Annotated in this window: 18 protein-coding genes; 10 read left to right on the top strand and 8 right to left on the bottom strand. The window is 71.5% G+C overall.

All coding sequences use genetic code 11. The features are described 5' to 3' along the window. Window positions 1-65: 65 nt before the first annotated feature. The 3 genes from ABZ887_RS15165 to ABZ887_RS15155 all read left to right on the top strand — a co-directional run bounded on the left by ABZ887_RS15165 (window position 66) and on the right by ABZ887_RS15155 (window position 2,848). Window positions 66-845, top strand: a complete 780-nt coding sequence (locus ABZ887_RS15165) for a chorismate synthase (RefSeq protein WP_361288373.1) — start codon at window positions 66-68, stop codon at window positions 843-845. Next, window positions 842-1,954, top strand: coding sequence for an o-succinylbenzoate synthase (gene menC / locus ABZ887_RS15160; protein WP_361288370.1), 1,113 nt, complete (start codon window positions 842-844; stop codon window positions 1,952-1,954). The genes ABZ887_RS15165 and menC overlap by 4 nt, the downstream gene beginning before the upstream one ends. Before the next feature lie 105 nt (window positions 1,955-2,059). Further along, window positions 2,060-2,848 carry a S16 family serine protease gene (locus ABZ887_RS15155; protein WP_361288367.1) on the top strand — a complete coding sequence of 263 codons (789 nt, stop codon included), beginning with the start codon at window positions 2,060-2,062 and terminating at the stop codon, window positions 2,846-2,848. Window positions 2,849-2,896: 48 nt separating this feature from the next. Here the strand turns inward: ABZ887_RS15155 and ABZ887_RS15150 are convergent, their stop codons facing one another. The 3 genes from ABZ887_RS15150 to ABZ887_RS15140 form a co-directional block, all read right to left on the bottom strand. Next, window positions 2,897-3,070 carry a hypothetical protein gene (locus ABZ887_RS15150; protein ID WP_361288364.1) on the bottom strand — a complete coding sequence of 58 codons (174 nt, stop codon included), beginning with the start codon at window positions 3,068-3,070 and terminating at the stop codon, window positions 2,897-2,899. A gap of 10 nt (window positions 3,071-3,080) precedes the next feature. Continuing rightward, window positions 3,081-3,665: a helix-turn-helix domain-containing protein gene (locus ABZ887_RS15145; RefSeq protein ID WP_361288361.1), complete on the bottom strand. Its 585-nt coding sequence runs from the start codon at window positions 3,663-3,665 to the stop codon at window positions 3,081-3,083. Window positions 3,666-3,744: 79 nt separating this feature from the next. Beyond that, window positions 3,745-4,224: an Lrp/AsnC family transcriptional regulator gene (locus ABZ887_RS15140; RefSeq protein ID WP_361288358.1), complete on the bottom strand. Its 480-nt coding sequence runs from the start codon at window positions 4,222-4,224 to the stop codon at window positions 3,745-3,747. Window positions 4,225-4,347: 123 nt separating this feature from the next. Between ABZ887_RS15140 and hppD the strand changes: the two genes are divergently transcribed. Next, window positions 4,348-5,496 carry a 4-hydroxyphenylpyruvate dioxygenase gene (gene hppD, locus ABZ887_RS15135; protein WP_361288355.1) on the top strand — a complete coding sequence of 383 codons (1,149 nt, stop codon included), beginning with the start codon at window positions 4,348-4,350 and terminating at the stop codon, window positions 5,494-5,496. 26 nt (window positions 5,497-5,522) lie between these two features. Here hppD and ABZ887_RS15130 read toward each other — a convergent pair whose 3' ends face one another. Further along, window positions 5,523-7,019 carry a tetratricopeptide repeat protein gene (locus tag ABZ887_RS15130; protein WP_361288352.1) on the bottom strand — a complete coding sequence of 499 codons (1,497 nt, stop codon included), beginning with the start codon at window positions 7,017-7,019 and terminating at the stop codon, window positions 5,523-5,525. 92 nt (window positions 7,020-7,111) lie between these two features. Here ABZ887_RS15130 and ABZ887_RS15125 point away from each other — a divergent pair, with 92 nt between their 5' ends. After that, the gene (locus ABZ887_RS15125) at window positions 7,112-8,518 is read left to right on the top strand and encodes an FAD-linked oxidase C-terminal domain-containing protein (protein ID WP_361288349.1); all 1,407 of its coding nucleotides are present in this window, start codon (window positions 7,112-7,114) and stop codon (window positions 8,516-8,518) included. Window positions 8,519-8,567: 49 nt separating this feature from the next. Here ABZ887_RS15125 and ABZ887_RS15120 read toward each other — a convergent pair whose 3' ends face one another. Next, window positions 8,568-8,981, bottom strand: a complete 414-nt coding sequence (locus ABZ887_RS15120; RefSeq protein ID WP_361288346.1) for an SsgA family sporulation/cell division regulator — start codon at window positions 8,979-8,981, stop codon at window positions 8,568-8,570. 242 nt (window positions 8,982-9,223) lie between these two features. Here ABZ887_RS15120 and ABZ887_RS15115 point away from each other — a divergent pair, with 242 nt between their 5' ends. Next, window positions 9,224-10,645, top strand: coding sequence for an RDD family protein (locus ABZ887_RS15115; RefSeq protein ID WP_361288343.1), 1,422 nt, complete (start codon window positions 9,224-9,226; stop codon window positions 10,643-10,645). A 111-nt stretch (window positions 10,646-10,756) separates the two neighbouring features. Beyond that, window positions 10,757-11,425, top strand: a complete 669-nt coding sequence (locus tag ABZ887_RS15110; protein ID WP_361288340.1) for an RDD family protein — start codon at window positions 10,757-10,759, stop codon at window positions 11,423-11,425. A gap of 96 nt (window positions 11,426-11,521) precedes the next feature. On the opposite strand, the gene ABZ887_RS15105 is transcribed toward ABZ887_RS15110, so the two are convergent. Then, on the bottom strand, window positions 11,522-11,815 hold the full coding sequence (locus ABZ887_RS15105; RefSeq protein ID WP_361288337.1) for a hypothetical protein: 294 nt from the start codon (window positions 11,813-11,815) through the stop codon (window positions 11,522-11,524). A gap of 424 nt (window positions 11,816-12,239) precedes the next feature. Here ABZ887_RS15105 and ABZ887_RS15100 point away from each other — a divergent pair, with 424 nt between their 5' ends. Next, on the top strand, window positions 12,240-14,591 hold the full coding sequence (locus ABZ887_RS15100; protein WP_361288334.1) for an immune inhibitor A domain-containing protein: 2,352 nt from the start codon (window positions 12,240-12,242) through the stop codon (window positions 14,589-14,591). Between the two features lie 121 nt (window positions 14,592-14,712). Further along, window positions 14,713-15,042, top strand: coding sequence for a hypothetical protein (locus ABZ887_RS15095; protein ID WP_361288328.1), 330 nt, complete (start codon window positions 14,713-14,715; stop codon window positions 15,040-15,042). A gap of 194 nt (window positions 15,043-15,236) precedes the next feature. Here the strand turns inward: ABZ887_RS15095 and ABZ887_RS15090 are convergent, their stop codons facing one another. Beyond that, complete coding sequence (locus tag ABZ887_RS15090; RefSeq protein ID WP_089106660.1) at window positions 15,237-15,821, bottom strand: nicotinamidase; 585 nt, start codon at window positions 15,819-15,821, stop codon at window positions 15,237-15,239. 148 nt (window positions 15,822-15,969) lie between these two features. After that, the gene (locus ABZ887_RS15085) at window positions 15,970-17,316 is read right to left on the bottom strand and encodes a nicotinate phosphoribosyltransferase (RefSeq protein ID WP_361288324.1); all 1,347 of its coding nucleotides are present in this window, start codon (window positions 17,314-17,316) and stop codon (window positions 15,970-15,972) included. A 139-nt stretch (window positions 17,317-17,455) separates the two neighbouring features. On the opposite strand from ABZ887_RS15085, the gene clpS reads away from it, so the two are divergent. Continuing rightward, entirely contained in the window at window positions 17,456-17,773 is a 318-nt protein-coding gene (gene clpS, locus ABZ887_RS15080) for an ATP-dependent Clp protease adapter ClpS (RefSeq protein WP_217545442.1), read from the top strand. The last annotated feature ends 28 nt before the right edge of the window (window positions 17,774-17,801 follow it).

Here is a 17,801-nt window from a genome sequence, read left to right as displayed (position 1 = left end):
CAAGATATGCATTCCTTGTCCGTCCGCACAACGCACCGGAAGAGGTCGGCTCCGAGACTCGGATCATGACCCTGACCGTGACCGGAGTCAGCATCCGAACCGTCCACGACGTCGCCGGGCTCGCGGCCGTCACCGGCTACTTCAGCGACGTCTGGCAGACGCCCCGCACCGCCCCGCCCTACCCGGCCGAGGTCCTGCACAGCCTGGTCCACGCGGGCGGCGCCGTGCACGCCGCCTACGACGGCACGCGGCTGGCCGGGGCGGCCGTCGCCGTGTTCGGCCCGGACCGCGACACCTACTCCCTCGTCGCCGCCGCCGACCAGGGCCTCGGGCACGCCGTGAAGCGGGCCCAGCGCGACTGGGCGCTGGGCCTCGGCGCCCGCACCATGCGCTGGACCTTCGACCCGCTGGTCGGCCGCAACGCGCGCTTCAACCTGGTCAAGCTGGGCGCCACCGGCACCGAGTACCTCGTCGACTTCTACGGCCCGATGGCCGACGGCGTGAACGACGGCGACGAGAGCGACCGGCTGACGGTGACCTGGGACCTGACGGCGGACCCCACCGTGCCGCCCGCCACCGGGTACGACCGCCACGACGCCCCGGCCAGCCACCGCGGCCCCGACGGCGAGGTCCTCGCCCGCCGCGACGTCGGCGACCGGGCCGTGTGGTGCCGGGTGCCGGAGGACGTCGTACGGCTGCGGGCCGCCGACCCGGCGCTCGCCCTGCGCTGGCGGTACGCCGTCCGCGAGGTGTTCACGGCGGCCTTCGCCGAGGGCTTCCGGGCCGTGGGGATGTCCCGCGACGGCTGGTACACGCTCGCCCGCACGACGGGGGCGACGGCGTGAAGCTGGAGCGCGTCGAACTCGTACAGGTGGCGATCCCGCTGGTCACGCCCTTCCGTACGTCCTTCGGGACCATGACGACGAAGGACACCTTCCTGCTCCATGTCGTCACCGACACCGCCGAGGGCTGGTCGGAGTTCGCCGCCGATCCCGAGCCGCTGTACTGCTCGGAGTTCGTGGCCGGCGCGGAGATCGTGCTGCGCGACTTCCTGGTGCCGCGCGTGGCGGCGGTACGGAACCTCACCGCCGCCGCGGTCGGCCCGGCGACGGCGAAGGTCAAGGGGCACGAGCTGGCGAAGGCCACGCTGGAGACGGCGGTGCTGGACGCGGAGCTGCGGACCTACGGGATGCCGCTGTCCGTGTTCCTGGGTTCGGTGCGGGACCGGGTGCCGGCGGGTGTCTCGGTCGGCATCAAGGACTCGGTCGGCGAGCTGCTGGACGACGTCGAGCGCTACCTGGCCGAGGGGTACGTCCGGATCAAGCTGAAGATCGAGCCCGGCTGGGACGTCGAACCGGTGCGGGCGGTGCGCGAGCGGCTCGGGGACGCGCTGCCGCTCCAGGTCGACGCGAACACGGCGTACGGCCTCGCCGACGCGGAGCACCTGCGGCGGCTCGACGAGTTCGGGCTGCTGCTGATCGAGGAGCCGCTGGAGGAGGACAACCTGCACGGCCATGCCCAGCTGCAGCGCCGGATCGCGACGCCGGTCTGCCTCGACGAGTCCCTGCACGGCGCGCGGGACACGGCGGCCGCGATCGCCATGGACGCCTGCCGGGTGGTGAACGTCAAGCCCGCGCGGGTCGGCGGCTATCTGGAGGCCCGCCGCATCCACGACGTGGCCCGCGCCCACGGGGTGCCGGTGTGGTGCGGCGGCATGCTGGAGACCGGGATCGGGCGGGCACCCAACCTGGCGCTCGCGGCGCTGCCGGGGTTCACGCTGCCGGGCGACACCTCGGCGTCGGGCCGGTACTTCGCGGAGGACATCACCGAACCGTTCGTGCTGGAGGACGGGCATCTTCCGGTGCCCACGGGCCCCGGCATCGGGATCGAGCCGCTGCCGGACGCGCTGCGCCGGTTCACCCGCGGGCGCCGCGAGCTGCTGCTCGGGCGCTGACCGGGCGGCGGTCGCGTGACGGCCGGGCTGCCGGTGGTCGCGCGACGGCCGGGCGGCCGGTGGTCGGGCGGTGGCCTGAACAGGTCGCCGCGTTAGATTGACTCCGTGCTCTCACGTCTCACGCGTCTCCAGGCCATCGCCGTCTGTGCGGTTCCCGTCGTGGCCCTGATCGGTACGGCCGTCGTTGCGCCGCTGCCGTTCTCGGTGGCCCAGCCCGGGATGACGGCGAACGTCCTCGGTGACAACAAGGGCACCGCGGTGATCACCGTCTCCGGGGCGCCCGTCCGCACCACCAGCGGGCAGCTGCGGATGACGACGATCGAGGCGACCGGGCCGGACGCGCGGGTCTCGCTCGGTGACGTGATCGGCAGCTGGTTCCGGGCGGACCGGGCGGTCATGCCGCGCGACTCGGTCTACCCGAGCGGCAACAACGTCAAGGAGATCGAGCAGCACAACACCCAGCAGATGGAGCAGTCGCAGGACGCGGCGGCCCAGGCCGCGCTGAAGTACCTCGACCTGAGCGCCAGCAAGGTCAAGGTGACCCTGAAGCTGGCGGACGTGGGCGGGCCGAGCGCGGGGCTGCTGTTCTCGCTCGGCATCATCGACAAGCTGGACGGGAACGGCAGCGGGGGAGACCTCACCGGGGGGAAGAACATCGCCGGTACGGGGACCATCGCCGCGGACGGCACGGTGGGCGCCGTGGGCGGGGTCGGTCTGAAGACGCAGGCCGCGCGCAGGGACGGGGCGACCGTCTTCCTCGTGCCGAAGGACGAGTGCTCCGATGCCAAGGGGGAGCTGCCGAAGGGGTTGCGGCTGGTGCCGGTGACGACGCTGAAGGGGGCCGTTTCCGACCTGGTCGCGTTGCAGAAGGGGGAGAAGGTCCCCAGCTGTTGAGTTTCGGGTGCGGGTGGGTGGGGGTTGCTCGCGCAGTTCCCCGCGCCCCTAAAGGGGCGCCGGGGCCGGCGATGCCAGGCGCAGGCCTACCTCCACCAGGGTCCAGCCGATGCGCTCGCGGAGTTCCCGCTCGGGCCTGGTCTTCTTCGCCAGCCGGTAGTTCGACGCCTGGTTGTGCAGTTCCGTCATGTGGTGCTGGGCGAGCTGGGCCTGCGTGTACATGGTGTGCCTCTCAGTCCGTCTCGATGGGGAAGAGGTGCGTGTGGACGCGCACTTGCTGTGACTCCGGGGTGTCCTTGTCGGGGACCCGGTCCCGGTAGTCGTCGACCAGGGCGTGCATCTTCTCGATCAGTTCGAGGGCGAGGTCGGGGGTGAGCCGCAGACCCATGTCGCTCATGTCCGAGGAGCGGGTCCAGGCCGGGGACCACCGGTCACGGGTGCCGAGCCAGGCGGCCAGCTCGCGGCTGTGACGCGCGGCGGCCTCCTGCAGGAACACCTCCGTCAGTCCCCGTATCTCGGGACTCGCGTCCTCGAAGTCCGCGCTGTCGTAGGTGATGCCCTGGTCCGCGGCCTGCCACCAGCGCTCGCGGCCCTTGCCGCGCTCCGGGGCGTCCTCGACGAAGCCGTGTTCGGCGAGCTGGCGCAGGTGGTAGCTGGTCGCGCCGCTGGACTCGCCCAGCCGCTCGGCCAGTTGGGACGCGGTGGCGGGACCGTACTGCCGCAGGGCGTCCAGCAGCTGCATCCGCAGGGGGTGCGCGAGCCCGCGCAGGGATCGGGCGTCCAGCCGGCGCGGTGTCCGCTTCTCGTGCTCCGTCATGTGTACAAAGATAGCTATGCAAAGACTCCTTTGCAACACCTCTTTTGCATCGACTTCTTTGGAACTCTCTCCCTGCCGGTCAGGTCTCTTCGCTGTCCGCCGCGGCCTGTTCCACCAGCGGGATGATCCGCAGCGGAACGGGGTTCTCCATGACGATCGCCGTGGAGGCCCGGACGATGCCCTCGAATCCGACCACCCGGTCGATCACCCGCTGGAGGTCGGCGTTGGAGCGGGCCACCAGACGGCACTGCATGTCGCCGGTGCCGGTGGTGGTGTGCAGTTCCAGCACCTCCGGCACGGTCGCCAGGTGCGCCCGCACGTCCGGACCCTGGCCCTGCCGGATCTGCAGGGTGGCGAACGCGGTGACCGGGTAGCCGAGGGCCGCCGGATCGACCTGGGGGCCGAATCCCTGGATCACCCCGCTCGACTGGAGCCGGTCCAGTCGCGCCTGCACGGTCCCCCGGGCCACCCCCAGCCGACGGGACATCTCCAGGACCCCGATGCGCGGCTCCCGGGCCAGCAGCACCAGGATCCGCCCGTCCAGACGATCGATCGTCATGCCCGCCTCCATGGGTGGTCACCCTGTACAGAAAGTCGGCCGTTACGGCCGTACTGCTGAACATATTGCCCAGTAGAAACGCCATCTATTGCGCACCTTGCGGGCCCGGTTCACCCTTCGGACATGACGCAGACCACACACCACACTCCCGCTGCGACCGCCCGGCAGGACGACCCCTTCCCGGTCAGGGGGATGGACGCGGTCGTCTTCGCCGTGGGCAACGCCAAGCAGGCGGCGCACTACTACTCCACCGCCTTCGGCATGCGGCTGGTCGCGTACTCCGGACCGGAGAACGGCAGCCGCGAGACCGCGAGCTACGTCCTGGAGAACGGTTCGGCCCGGTTCGTCCTCACCTCCGTCATCCGCCCGGAGACCGAGTGGGGCCACTTCCTCTCCCGCCATGTGGCCGAGCACGGGGACGGGGTCGTCGACCTCGCCATCGAGGTCCCGGACGCCCGCGCCGCGTACGCCTACGCCGTCGAGCACGGCGCGCGGTCGGTGGCCGAGCCGTACGAGCTGAAGGACGAGTACGGCACGGTGGTGCTGGCGGCGATCGCCACGTACGGCGAGACCCGGCACACCCTCGTGGAGCGGACCGGCTACGACGGCCCGTACCTCCCGGGGTTCGTCGCCGCGTCCCCGATCGTCGAACCGCCCGCCCGGCGCACCTTCCAGGCCGTCGACCACTGCGTCGGCAACGTCGAACTCGGGCGGATGAACGACTGGGTCGGCTTCTACAACAAGGTCATGGGCTTCACGAACATGAAGGAGTTCGTGGGCGACGACATCGCCACCGAGTACAGCGCGCTGATGTCGAAGGTGGTCGCCGACGGCACCCTCAAGGTCAAGTTCCCGATCAACGAGCCCGCGATCGCCAAGAAGAAGTCCCAGATCGACGAGTACCTGGAGTTCTACGGCGGGGCGGGCGTCCAGCACATCGCGCTCAACACGAACGACATCGTCGGGACGGTACGGACCATGCGCGCGGCCGGCGTCGAGTTCCTGAACACCCCGGACACCTACTACGACACCCTCGGCGAGTGGGTCGGCGACACCCGGGTGCCGCTGGACACCCTGCGCGAGCTGAGGATCCTCGCCGACCGGGACGAGGACGGCTACCTGCTCCAGATCTTCACCAAGCCGGTCCAGGACCGGCCGACGGTCTTCTTCGAGATCATCGAACGCCACGGCTCGATGGGCTTCGGCAAGGGCAACTTCAAGGCCCTGTTCGAGGCGATCGAGCGGGAACAGGACCGCCGCGGCAACCTGTGACCCACCCCCACCCCACCTGCGCCGCCCTACTGCGGCAGCTCCTCGTCCGGTGGCTGGTCGCCGAGGGCGGTGAGGGTGGCGCGGGCCGCCGGGGTCTGGAGCGGGGAGAAGTACGGGTTGGTCCGCAGGGCGTCCTGGAGGTGGCGGCGGGCCGGGGCCTCCAGGTCCAGGTCGCGCTCGATCATGCCCCGGTGGAAGGCGTACAGCGCGCTGCGGACCCCGCCGCCCTTCGTCGAGTCCGTCGCGACCGAGGCGTACCGCAGCGCCTCCTTGTCGTCGCCGGCCCGGTGCAGCGCCCAGCCGAGGGCGTCGGCGACCTCGATGCCCGGCTGGCGCTCCCACTCGGCCGTCAGCCGCTGCACCGCCTCCTGGACGTCTCCGTGGTCCGCCTCGTACTGCCCGATCACCAGATCGTCGTCGACCCCGGCCGCCAGCTCCTGCCGCACCTGCGTCCGCAGCAGCGTGTACTGCGACTCCGCCTGCCGGCCCATGCCCAGCGACTCGTACAACTCGCCCAGTTCCAGGGCGACCTGGGGAGTCGGCCGGTGCGCCAGCGACCCCTGGTACGCGGTCAGCGCCTCCTGCGCCCGGCCCAGCGCGGCCAGCGCCCGCCCCTGCCCGGCGCGCGCGGCCGACTGGTCGGGGTCCAGGCGTACGGCCGCGGTGAAGTGCCGCAGCGCGTCCTCCCGGTCACCCCGCTCCCAGGCCAGCTGCCCGGCCTGGCAGAGATACGCGGCCTGCTCGGCGGGGGTCCGGGCGGCCGCCGCCGCGTCGGTCACCTGGGCCACCGCGTCCTCGCGCCAGCCCCGGTCCCGGTACACCGCCGAGGCCCGCGCCATCACCGCCGGCCTCACGTCCGCCCCGGCCTTCAGCGCCATCAGCTTGTCCAGCGCGGACCGGGCCGCCTTGTAGTCGCCGAGCCCGTTGTACGCGTCGATCAGCACCGGGTACGCCGACCACCGCTTCGGCGCCGCCTTCAGCGCCTCCTCGCCGAACTGCTTGGCCTGCGGGAAGTCCCGGCGCGCCACGGCCAGGACCGCCAGTCCGCCCAGCGCCTCGGTGTTGCTCTTCCCGGCCACCTTGAGGGAGGTCTGCAGCGCGCGCTCGGCCCGGGGGTAGTCGCCCGTGTCGGCGCTCCGGCGCGCCCGCTCGATGTACGCGGCCCCGAGCACGGCCCAGGCCTGCGCGTCCCTCGGCTGCTCCTTCACGCGTGCCTCGCGGGCGCCGATGAGCGTCGTCAGGTCGGGCAGCGCGGCGGGCAGGCCGTTGACGACGGCCGTCTGCGCCGCGGCGAGGGCCGCCGCCCGCGCGGCCGCCTGGGCCCGCGGCCCGGCGGCGGGACCCGGTGCGGCCCGGTGCGGTTCGCGCGGCCACAGCATCAGCGTGCCGCCCGCCGCCACCCCGCCCGCCACCGCCACGACCAGCAGCCGCCGCAGTACCCGGCCACGGCGGCGGCGCGGCGGCGCCGGTTCGAGGAGCAGTGAGGTGGCCGGCGGGGACGGTCGGTTATCCAGCGCGCACATGACGCACACTGTGCGTCAATACGACCAGCGCATCCGTGCGGCCCAAGGAGGGCACCTCCGGGGTTCACACCGATGGCCCCGGGTGCGACGCTGTGATCATGAGCCGTATCGAAGCGCCTCGGGACGAGGCCACCAGCAACCTCACCGACCGGCTCCTCGCGGGTCTGCCGGCCGACGCGGTTCTCGTCGATCCCGACGTGACCGCCTCCTACGCCAACGACATGGCGAGCTTCTGTCCGGCCGGCACCCCGGCCGTCGTCGTGCTGCCCCGCACCGTGGACCACGTCCAGCACGTCATGCGCGTCGCCACCGAACTGCGCGTCCCGGTCGTCCCGCAGGGCGCCCGCACCGGCCTGTCCGGCGCCGCCAACGCCACCGACGGCTGCATCGTGCTGTCCCTGACGAAGATGGACCGCGTGCTGGAGATCTCGCCGGTGGACCGCATCGCGGTCGTCGAGCCCGGCGTCGTCAACGCGACGTTCTCCCGCGCGGTCGAGGAACACGGCCTCTACTACCCGCCGGACCCCTCCAGCTGGGAGATGTGCACGATCGGCGGCAACATCGGCACCGCCTCGGGCGGCCTGTGCTGCGTGAAGTACGGGGTGACCGCCGAGTACGTGCTCGGTCTGGACGTCGTGCTCGCGGACGGGCGGCTGATGTCCACCGGCCGCCGGACGGCGAAGGGCGTCGCCGGCTACGACCTCACCCGGCTGTTCGTCGGCTCCGAGGGCTCGCTCGGCATCGTCGTACGGGCCGTGCTCGCGCTGAAGCCCAAGCCGCCGCAGCAGCTGGTGCTGGCCGCCGAGTTCGCCTCCGCGGCCGCCGCCTGCGACGCGGTGTGCCGGATCATGGCAGGCGGCCATGTGCCGTCCCTGCTCGAACTGATGGACCGTACGACCGTGAAGGCGGTCAACGAACTCACCCGGATGGGTCTGCCGGAGTCCACCGAGGCCCTGCTCCTCGCCGCCTTCGACACCCCGGACCCCGCCGCCGACCTGGCCGCCGTCGGCGCGCTCTGCGAGGCCGCGGGCGCCACCCAGGTGGTCCCCGCCGACGACGCCGCCGAGTCCGAACTCCTCCTCCAGGCCCGCCGGTCCTCGCTCGTCGCCCTGGAGGCCGTCAAGGGCACCACGATGATCGACGACGTGTGCGTGCCCCGCTCCCGGCTCGGCGACATGATCGAGGGCGTGGAGCGGATCGCGGAGAAGCACGGGCTGACCATCGGGGTCGTCGCCCACGCGGGCGACGGCAACACCCACCCCACGGTCTGCTTCGACGCACAGGACCCCGACGAGTGCCGCCGGGCCCGCGAGTCCTTCGACGAGATCATGGGCCTCGGTCTGGAACTCGGCGGCACCATCACCGGCGAACACGGCGTCGGCGTCCTGAAGAAGGAGTGGCTGGCCCGCGAGATCGGGCCGGTGGGCGTGGAGATGCAGCGGGCCGTGAAGCACGTCTTCGACCCGCTGGGCATCCTCAATCCCGGCAAGCTGTTCTGATCCCCTGTGGCCTCCACGCAGCTCCCCCACGGCTTTTGCCGGGGGGCCCTCACTGGGCGAGCAGCTGGTCGAGCGCCTCGTCGATCCCCAGCTGCCCGCCCTCAGTCCCCGGGGGCACCACCCGCAGCGTCCGCTCCAGCCAGGCGGACACCTGGGGGATCGGGGCCTCGAGCAGGGCGTCACCGTCGGGTGAACTCAGCGCCATCAGCACGACGCTGCGGCCCTCCGACTTCGTCGGCCACACCCGCACGTCCCCGTGCCCGCACGGCCGGAACACCCCCTCCACGAGCAGGTCGCGGGCGAAGGTCCAGTGGACCGGGAACTCGGAGTTGATGTGGAAGCTGACGTGGACGGCGTACGGGTCGTCGGAGCGGTAGGTCAGCCGGGCCGGGACCGGGATGCTCCGCTCGGGGGACAGGATGAGCCGCAGCTCCAGTTCGCGTTCCACCACGGTGTGATGCATGACGTCCGTTTCCTCTCTCGGTCGGTCGTGCGGGCGCCTGCGAGTGGGCCCGTACGAGTGGAGAGCGGCTGGGGCCGCGAGCATTACGCGGGTTCCGGGAAGTTTTTTTCGGATGCGGTGAAGCGGGTGCACAGGGCTGCCCGGAAAGGGGCGGGTCCTGCGGGACTGGCGGTGACGGGCACCCGGGTCTGATAGATGTGGAGGCTCCCACATGACCCCCGAGCAGATACGGGATGACGGACATGACCGCCCCAACCCCGGCACCCGGTGACGAACGGCCCCGCGAGGGCTACTACCCGGACCCGTCCATCCCCGGCTACGTCCGTTACTGGAACGGCGCCGCGTGGGTGCCGGGCACCAGCCGCCCGGCCCCGTCGGACGGCGAACCCCTCGTCGCGCCGCCCGGGTCCCATCCCGCGGCCCCCGCCGTCCCCGCCGCTCCGGCGGCACCCGTGGCCTCGGCGGCCTCGGCGGTCGAGGAGACCGGCCCGCACTTCTTCGACGAGGACCCGCAGCCGGGGGCCGCCTCCGGCTGGGCGGCCGCCGGGGGTGCCTGGGGCAGCGACCCGCGGGCGGCGGGCTCCCCGGCCCAGCCGGACGGCCGGTCCTCCCGCACCGACGGCACGGCGACGATCCCGCCGGCGGACCAGGGGGACGTCGACTCCGGCGGCACGTTCATCTTCCGCAGGCCGACGGTCGGCCCGGCGGGGACCCCGCCGGTCACCCAGCCGCCCCTGGACGACGGCACGATGACGTTCCGGCCGATCCGGGGCGAGGGCGCGCCCGGCCCCGGGACCGATGCGGCGGCGGGCCCCGGTGGCGCGGCCGGTCTCGGCGCCCAGGGGCCGGTCGGTGCCCCCGGCGCCGGCGGCAGCGCGCGCCCCGGTTTCGGCGCCGGAAAGGCGGCCGCCGCCCGCGCCGCCGCGGCCCAGGCCCAGCCCGCCCCCGCGCAGCCCGCCGCCCCCCAGGCCGTCGCTCCCGCCGTCCCGCCCCAGCAGTCCGCCGCGCCCCGGTCCCCGATGGCCCCTGCCCCCGGCCCCGCCACCCCGATGGCCTCCGGCGCCGGTGGCGGGCAGTCCTCCTGGGCGCAGCAGGTGCACCAGCTCGCCGGTGACCCGCAGGTCGCCCCCTGGAAGCCGCCGGTGGAGGACGTCTTCCAGGCGGCCGCGCGGCGACAGGCGGCGGCCCGGCCCGCCGGGCTCGGCAAGCGGTTCGCCGCACGGCTCGTCGACAGCCTGGTCGTCGGCGCGGTGACCGCGGCCGCCGCCGTACCGTTCGGGACCAAGGCCGCCGCCCATGTGCAGGACAAGATCGACGCGGCCAAGCTCTCCGGCCGTACCGAGACCGTCTGGCTGCTCGACGGCACCACCGGCCTGTACCTCGGGATCGTGCTCGCCGTCCTGCTCGTCGTCGGCGTCCTCTACGAGGTGCTGCCCACCGCCAGGTGGGGCCGCACGCTCGGCAAGAAGCTGTTCGGCCTGGAGGTGCGGGACATCGAGGGCCACGAGCCGCCGGCCTTCGGCGCCGCGCTGCGCCGCTGGCTGGTGTACACCGTGCCCGGACTGCTCGGCATCGGGATCGTCGGCGTCGCCTGGTGCCTGTTCGACCGGCCCTGGCACCAGTGCTGGCACGACAAGGCGGCGCACACCTTCGTCGCCGACTGACGGGCCGTCGTACACGAGCCGTCGTACATGGGCGGCTGTACCCCGTACGGCCGTACCCCGTACGGCCGCGCGCCGGATGCGGGCCCGGCGGGTTCGCGGTCCACTCGGGCCATGAGCACCGAACCGCCCCCGCCCCCCGGCTCCGGAGAGCCGCCGGAGGACGATCCGTTCCGGAAGCAGCCCCCGCCGGGCCAGAACGGGGGCCAGGGGTCGGGCTCGCCGTACGACGCCCCGTACGGCGGCTCGCAGCCCCCGCCGCCCTCCTACGGCGGCGGTCCTTATGGAAGCGGCGGCGGAGCCGGCGGTTACCCCGACGATCCGCTCGCCGGGATGCCGCCGCTCGCCGACAGCGGCAAGCGCACCCTCGCGCGGATCATCGACATGATCCTGGTGGGCATCGTGGTCGCGTTGCTCACCTGGGCGTTCGGGGTGAGCGAGTACCAGATGAACGGGGACAGGATCTCGGCAGGGCGGTCCTTCGCCCAGTCGCTCGTCGCCGCCGTCCTGTTCGTCGCCTACGACACCCTGCTGATCGCCAGGTCCGGGCAGACCCTCGGCATGAAGTGGCTCGGCATGCGGGTCGCCAACCTGGCCGACGGCGCCACGCCCACCACCCAGACCTCGCTGCTGCGCGCCCTGGTGCTGTGGGTGCCGTTCGCCTTCTGCTGCGCCTGCATCTGGACCGTGATCTGCGGCGGTTGGAGCTTCTTCGACAAGCCGTACAAACAGGGGTTGCACGACAAGGCCGCGAAGACGGTCGTGGTCAGCACGAGCACGTAGCGGGGGCGGTGCGACGGGGCGTGCAACAGGGGGCGCACAAGCAGTCGGCGGGTCCGTCAGTCTCACGGACCCGCCGACTTCACTCGTGTGCGTACGTCAGGGCGCGGTGGGCTCCCGGACGGGCTCGGCCGTGGCGGCGGCCACGGTCTCCCGGTGCACGGGGATCCGCACCTCGGGCAGGGGGGTCGGGGCGGGCACGGACTGTGCGACCGTACGCGGCCGGGGGAGCGGGATCGTCATGGCGACCAGCAGTCCCAGACCGAGCGCGGCGAGCGCGATGACCGCGATCCCGATGCCCGAACTCGTCTGTGACAGCAGCAGCATGGCGAGCGTCGAGCAGATCACGGTGCAGGAACCGTAGACGAGCTGTGCCGGGGTCGGACGAGGCATGGCAATCGTGTCCTCGGGAGATATGGGGGTGAGACGGGGAGCCGGCCTTGGTTTCCACCGGCTTCCGGGCGTTCCACCGTTCGACTCTATTCGCGTGCATGCCCGAGAGGAACGGCCGGTAAGCGTGACCTAACCCACGGTACCGGTGCACAGGGGGCGCACGGTCGCATGGCGTACGGCAACCGGAGGCATATGCGCGCCGGTTGGGCGAGGCCCTTCCGGGGTACCTCCGTGCCCGGCGTCCGTAAAGCGAACTTCCGCTCCGCATAGTGCAGTTGAACTGTCCGAGTCAAGGTCTGTCTTTTCTCGTAAACCAGTAGTCAAATATCGTCACTTGAATCGACGCGTTGAACGTGCGCGCACGGACCCCCAAACCATCACCCGGTCCCCCTTGCCGTGCGCGCGGCGCGGGGGAGGAACTCAAGTGACCAGCAGACCCTGGACGTTCAGAGCACTCGCCATCGGCGTGACGCTCGCTACCGCCTCCGTGGGCTTCGCCACCTTCGCGGTCGCGGAGGCCGCGACCCCGGCGGCGACCACCAGCACCGTCGACCGGCACGACCCGTCGACGAAGCAGGAGGAGCACGACCTCGACGGCCCGCTGAGCAAGACCCAGGAGGCCCAGCGCCAGGAGGCCCTCGACCAGGTCATATCCGGCAAGGCCCAGGTCAAGGACCGCGACGGTTCCCAGGTCGTCCAGCTCAAGGGCAAGAAGGGCGACAGCAAGTACGTCGAACTCGGCCGCGAGAAGACGGACAAGATCTTCACGATCCTGGTCGAGTTCGGCGACCAGACGGACCCGCGGTACAACGGCACGGCCGGCCCGCTGCACAACCAGATAGCCCAGCCGGACCGCACCAAGGACAACTCCACGGCGTGGCAGGCGGACTACAACCAGCAGCACTTCCAGGACCTCTACTTCGGCACCGGCAAGAACACCGAGTCGCTGAAGAAGTACTACGAGAAGCAGTCCTCGGGCCGCTACTCGGTCGACGGTGAGGTCACCGACTGGGTCAAGGTCCCCTACAACGAGGCCCGTTACGGCAACAACGCCTGCGGCTCCACCACCTGCTCCAGCGTCTGGAACCTGGTGAAGGACGGCGTGACCGCCTGGGTCGCCGACCAGGAGGCGGCCGGCGTGTCCGCCGCCGCCATCAAGGCCGACCTCGCCCAGTACGACCAGTGGGACCGCTACGACTACGACGGCGACGGCAACTTCAACGAGCCCGACGGCTATGTCGACCACTTCCAGATCGTGCACGCCGGCGAGGACGAGTCCGCGGGCGGCGGCGCCCAGGGCACCGACGCGATCTGGGCGCACCGCTGGTACGCCTTCGGCACCGACGCCGGCGCCACCGGCCCCGCGGACAACAAGCTCGGCGGCACCCAGGTCGGCGACACCGGCATCTGGGTCGGCGACTACACCATGCAGCCGGAGAACGGCGGACTCGGCGTCTACGCCCACGAGTACGGCCACGACCTCGGCCTGCCGGACGAGTACGACACCAACGGCGGCGAGAACTCCACCGGTTTCTGGACCCTGATGTCCTCCGGCTCCTGGCTGGGCACCGGCAAGGAAGCGATCGGCGACCTGCCGGGCGACATGAACGCCTGGGACAAGCTGCAGCTCGGCTGGCTCAACTACGACGTGGCCAAGGCCGGCACCAAGTCCAGCCACAAGCTGGGCGTCGCCGAGTACAACACGAAGGACAAGCAGGCCCTGGTGGTCTCGCTCCCCGACAAGGCGGTCACCACCACCGTCGTCACCCCGGCCGAGGGCTCGGCCCAGTGGTGGAGCGGCAGCGGCGACAACCTCAAGAACACGCTGACCCGTGACGTCGACCTGACCGGCAAGTCGTCGGCCACGCTGTCGCTCGACGGCTGGTTCGACATCGAGTCGGGCTACGACTACCTCTACACCGAGGTCTCCACCGACGGCGGCGCCAACTGGACCGCCCTGGACGGCACGGTGAACGGCGCCGCCATCCCGCGCGACGGCAGCGACAAGCCGGCGCTCACCGGTTCGGTCGACGCGTACACCAAGCTGTCGTACCCGCTGGGCGCCTACGCGGGCCAGAAGATCCAGCTGCGCTTCCGCTACCAGACCGACGGCGGGGTCGCCCTCAAGGGCTTCGCGGCCGACGAGATCACCCTGACCGCGGACGGCTCGACGGTCTTCTCCGACAACGCCGAGTCGGCGGACGCGGCTTGGACCGCCTCCGGCTTCTCCCGCATCGGCGCGTCCTTCACCAAGGACTACGCGCAGTACTACATCGCGGAGAACCGCCAGTACGTGTCGTACGACAAGACCCTCGAGGTCGGCCCGTACAACTTCGGCTTCTCGACGACCCGTCCGGACTGGGTGGAGCACTACGCCTACCAGAACGGCCTGTTGATCTGGAAGTGGGACCTCTCCGAGGCGGACGACAACACCAGCGTCCACCCCGGTACCGGTCTGATCCTCCCGATCGACTCGCACCCGACGCCGCTGAAGTGGTCCGACGGCACGCTGATGCGCAACCGCATCCAGGCCTACGACTCGCCGTTCAGCCTCTACGCGAGCGACGGCATCACCCTCCACAAGGCGGACGTGGCGACGAAGATCAGGCAGTCCTCCGGGGTGTCGGTCTTCAACGACCACAAGAGCGACTACTACGACGCCTCGAACCCGGCCGCCGGCGTCAAGATCACTGACACCAACACGAAGATCAACATTGTGACGGAGGCCCGGGACGGCTCGACGATCTCCCTCCAGGTCGGTCCCGCAGTGAAGTAATCCGCATCATTGCAGGTCAGGCACGTATCGGCGGCGACCCCTTGGCGGGTCGCCGCCGCTCGTGTTTAGGTGCCTCCTGTGGCTTTCTTATTGACACCGACGCACACGGGGGTGTGACCGCATGGCCGCAGGAGGGTTCTGCAAGCTGCCGAACGGCAGGGTGGTGGTGGCGCTGAACCTGCCCAGCCCCGCCACCGCGGACGGCTCGTCCGCCGTCCGGGTACTGGTCCACGCCCAGAACCGAGCCCGGGCCCTGACGAGGCTCCGCAACCTGGGCATGCGAGCCGTCTACCTCCGGGGCAACGCCGCCCCACCCACCCCCGACGAGATCACCGCCGTCCTCCACCACCCCGACGGCCTCATATGGCGAACCGCCCCTGACAACGGTGTCACGGCCCTGGAACTCTGGAGACCAATCAGATCCCTCCTCCGAAGACCGACAGCGGCGTAGCCTCCCCAGGGGCGCGGGGCTGCACCGACATGCGGCTCCGCCGCGTGGGCGCGACCAGCGAGGTGATGGATTGTTGCCGGGCCGGGCAGCCAACTCAGGGGCGCGGGGCTGTATCGACATGCGGCTCCGCCGCGTGGGCGCGATCAGCCACCACCGGCCCGTAGGTGCCCACTGGCCGAATGGAAGAGGGGCCCTCAGACCACCGGCTTGCCCGTCAGTTCCACGCCCGCCTCGCGGAGCTCCTCCAGGGCGCGTTCTGTGGTGGCTTCGGCCACGCCTGCCGTGAGGTCGAGGAGGACCTGCGTGCGGAAGCCCTCCCGCGCGGCGTCCAGGGCGGTCGCCCGCACGCAGTGGTCGGTCGCGATGCCCACCACGTCCACCTCGTCGATCTTCCGGGCCCGCAGCCACTCCGCCAGCTTGACGCCGTTCTCGTCGACGCCCTCGAAGCCGCTGTAGGCCGCCGCGTACGCCCCCTTGCTGAACACCGCGTCCACCGCCCCGGAGGCGACCGCCGGGGCGAAGTTCGGATGGAAGCCCACGCCCTCGGTGCCGGCGACACAGTGCGCCGGCCAGCTGCGGACGTAGTCGGGGTTGTCGGCGAAGTGGCCGCCCGGCGCGATGTGGTGGTCGCGGGTCGCCACCACGTGGCGGTAGCCGGCGGGCGCCTGCCCGATCAGCTCCGTGATCGCGGCGGCCACGTCCGAGCCCCCTGCCACCGCGAGGCTGCCTCCCTCGCAGAAGTCGTTCTGCACATCGACGACGATCAAGGCGCGGCGCATGGTCGGTGTCCTTCGCATTCGATATCGGGTCCGTCGACGGGAGAGACGCGGAAAGAAGGGGTGCGGGCCCGGCCTGAACCTATGAGCGTAGAGACTTACGGGGGCGTAGGGGAGGGGGCTTTGCGGGGCGCGTACGCGGGCACTCGCTCTAGCTACCCGAGCGCCCCTGCACGTACTCCGTCGGAATGACCGGTTCCCCGCGCGACAGCTGGGTCGCGGAGAGCGGCAGATTCGCGAGGGCTACCGTGTGCCGGGTGCGGGGCGCGTCCAGGGGTTCGCGGGCGACGACCTCCCCGGACTTCACCAGTTCGACCAGGAGCTGCCGGTCGACCAGGTCGGCCGGGACGTCGCCGGTGCCGACCACCTCGGCCTCCGCCACCCCGTCGGCGTCCAGCCGCCGCGCCGCCCACTTGCGGCCGCCGACGGACGTCTTGCCGCCCGTCGACTTCTTCGCGACCGGCACCAGCGGCGCCCTCGGGTCGGCGGACTCGGCGCGGGCGACCAGCTTGTAGACCATGGAGCAGGTGGGGTGCCCGGAGCCGGTCACCAGCTGGGTGCCGACGCCGTACGCGTCCACGGGGGCGGCGGCCAGCGAGGCGATGGCGTACTCGTCGAGGTCGGAGGTGACGATGATCCGCGTGTCCCGGGCGCCGAGCTCGTCCAGCTGCTGGCGCACCCGGTGGGCGACCAGCAGCAGGTCGCCGGAGTCGATGCGGACGGCGCCCAGCTCGGGCCCGGCCACCTCCACGGCCGTCCGGACCGCCTCGGCGACGTCGTAGGTGTCGACCAGCAGGGTGGTGCCCCGGCCGAGCGAGTCGACCTGGGCCCGGAAGGCGTCGCGCTCGTGGTCGTGCAGCAGGGTGAAGGCGTGGGCACTCGTCCCCACCGTCGGGATGCCGTAGCGGAAGCCGGCCGCGAGGTCGGAGGTGGTGGCGAAGCCCCCGACGTAGGCGGCGCGGGAGGCGGCGACGGCGGCCAGTTCGTGGGTGCGGCGGGCGCCCATCTCGATCAGCGGGCGGTCCCCGGCGGCCGAGGACATCCGGGAGGCGGCGGCCGCGATCGCCGAGTCGTGGTTCAGGATGGAGAGGATCACGGTCTCCAGGAGCACGCACTCGGCGAAGGAGCCCTCCACCCGCATGATCGGCGAGCCCGGGAAGTAGACCTCGCCCTCGGGGTAGCCCCAGATGTCGCCGCTGAAGCGGTAGCCGGCGAGCCACTCCAGGGTCGGCCCGTCGATGATCTTCCGCTCCGCGAGGAAGCCGAGGACGCCGTTGTCGAAGCGGAAGTTCTCGACCGCGTCCAGGACGCGTCCGGTGCCCCCCACGACGCCGTAGCGGCGCCCCTCCGGCAGTCGCCGGGTGAAGACCTCGAAGACACTCCGCCGCTCGGCCGTACCCGCCTTCAGGGCGGCCTGCAGCATCGTCAGCTCGTACTGGTCCGTGAAGAGCGCCGTCGACGGGACGTCCACCGGCAGCCCAAGGTCCGCTACATCCACGACAGCTCTCCTAGCTATGTCTCTCGGGGGTGCCCCAGGTCGGCCGGGGGTTCGGGGGTCGCCCCCCGATGTATGCAGCATGGCAACAGATGCTACACCCCTTTGTGTCAGTGTGACGATTTAAGGGGCCCGTGGCAGCATGGGCCTTGTGACGTCACCCGCTCCCGTAGAGATCGAACGCACCGAGTCGGCGGAGGAGGCCTTCGCCGTCCCCGAGCCGGACGTCCCGTGGATCACGCTCGTGCACAACGACCCCGTCAACCTCATGAGCTATGTGACGTACGTCTTCCAGACGTACTTCGGCTATCCCAAGGACAAGGCCACCAAGCTCATGCTGGACGTCCACCACAAGGGCCGGGCGGTCGTCTCCAGCGGCAGTCGCGAGGAGATGGAACGCGACGTGCAGGCGATGCACGGCTACGGCCTGTGGGCGACCCTCCAGCAGGACCGGAAGTAGCCACGCCCACCGTTCGGCCCACCGTTCG

Origin of the sequence: Streptomyces sp. NPDC047061, assembly GCF_040643955.1 — a bacterium.
Taxonomy (GTDB): domain Bacteria; phylum Actinomycetota; class Actinomycetes; order Streptomycetales; family Streptomycetaceae; genus Streptomyces.
Note: the sequence above shows the minus strand (reverse complement) of the source record. Positions and strands in the feature narration are given on the sequence as shown.

What these genes read in the sequence shown, in the direction of transcription:
- hppD (WP_361288355.1), top strand. Translation starts at nt 4,348, where the DNA reads ATGACGCAGACCACACACCACACTCCCGCTGCGACCGCCCGGCAGGAC.
- ABZ887_RS15165 (WP_361288373.1), top strand. Translation starts at nt 66, where the DNA reads ATGACCCTGACCGTGACCGGAGTCAGCATCCGAACCGTCCACGACGTC.
- ABZ887_RS15150 (WP_361288364.1), bottom strand. Translation starts at nt 3,070, where the DNA reads ATGTACACGCAGGCCCAGCTCGCCCAGCACCACATGACGGAACTGCAC.
- ABZ887_RS15115 (WP_361288343.1), top strand. Translation starts at nt 9,224, where the DNA reads ATGACCGCCCCAACCCCGGCACCCGGTGACGAACGGCCCCGCGAGGGC.
- ABZ887_RS15130 (WP_361288352.1), bottom strand. Translation starts at nt 7,019, where the DNA reads ATGTGCGCGCTGGATAACCGACCGTCCCCGCCGGCCACCTCACTGCTC.
- ABZ887_RS15110 (WP_361288340.1), top strand. Translation starts at nt 10,757, where the DNA reads ATGAGCACCGAACCGCCCCCGCCCCCCGGCTCCGGAGAGCCGCCGGAG.
- ABZ887_RS15095 (WP_361288328.1), top strand. Translation starts at nt 14,713, where the DNA reads ATGGCCGCAGGAGGGTTCTGCAAGCTGCCGAACGGCAGGGTGGTGGTG.
- ABZ887_RS15105 (WP_361288337.1), bottom strand. Translation starts at nt 11,815, where the DNA reads ATGCCTCGTCCGACCCCGGCACAGCTCGTCTACGGTTCCTGCACCGTG.
- clpS (WP_217545442.1), top strand. Translation starts at nt 17,456, where the DNA reads ATGGGCCTTGTGACGTCACCCGCTCCCGTAGAGATCGAACGCACCGAG.
- ABZ887_RS15090 (WP_089106660.1), bottom strand. Translation starts at nt 15,821, where the DNA reads ATGCGCCGCGCCTTGATCGTCGTCGATGTGCAGAACGACTTCTGCGAG.
- ABZ887_RS15140 (WP_361288358.1), bottom strand. Translation starts at nt 4,224, where the DNA reads ATGACGATCGATCGTCTGGACGGGCGGATCCTGGTGCTGCTGGCCCGG.
- ABZ887_RS15120 (WP_361288346.1), bottom strand. Translation starts at nt 8,981, where the DNA reads ATGCATCACACCGTGGTGGAACGCGAACTGGAGCTGCGGCTCATCCTG.
- ABZ887_RS15145 (WP_361288361.1), bottom strand. Translation starts at nt 3,665, where the DNA reads ATGACGGAGCACGAGAAGCGGACACCGCGCCGGCTGGACGCCCGATCC.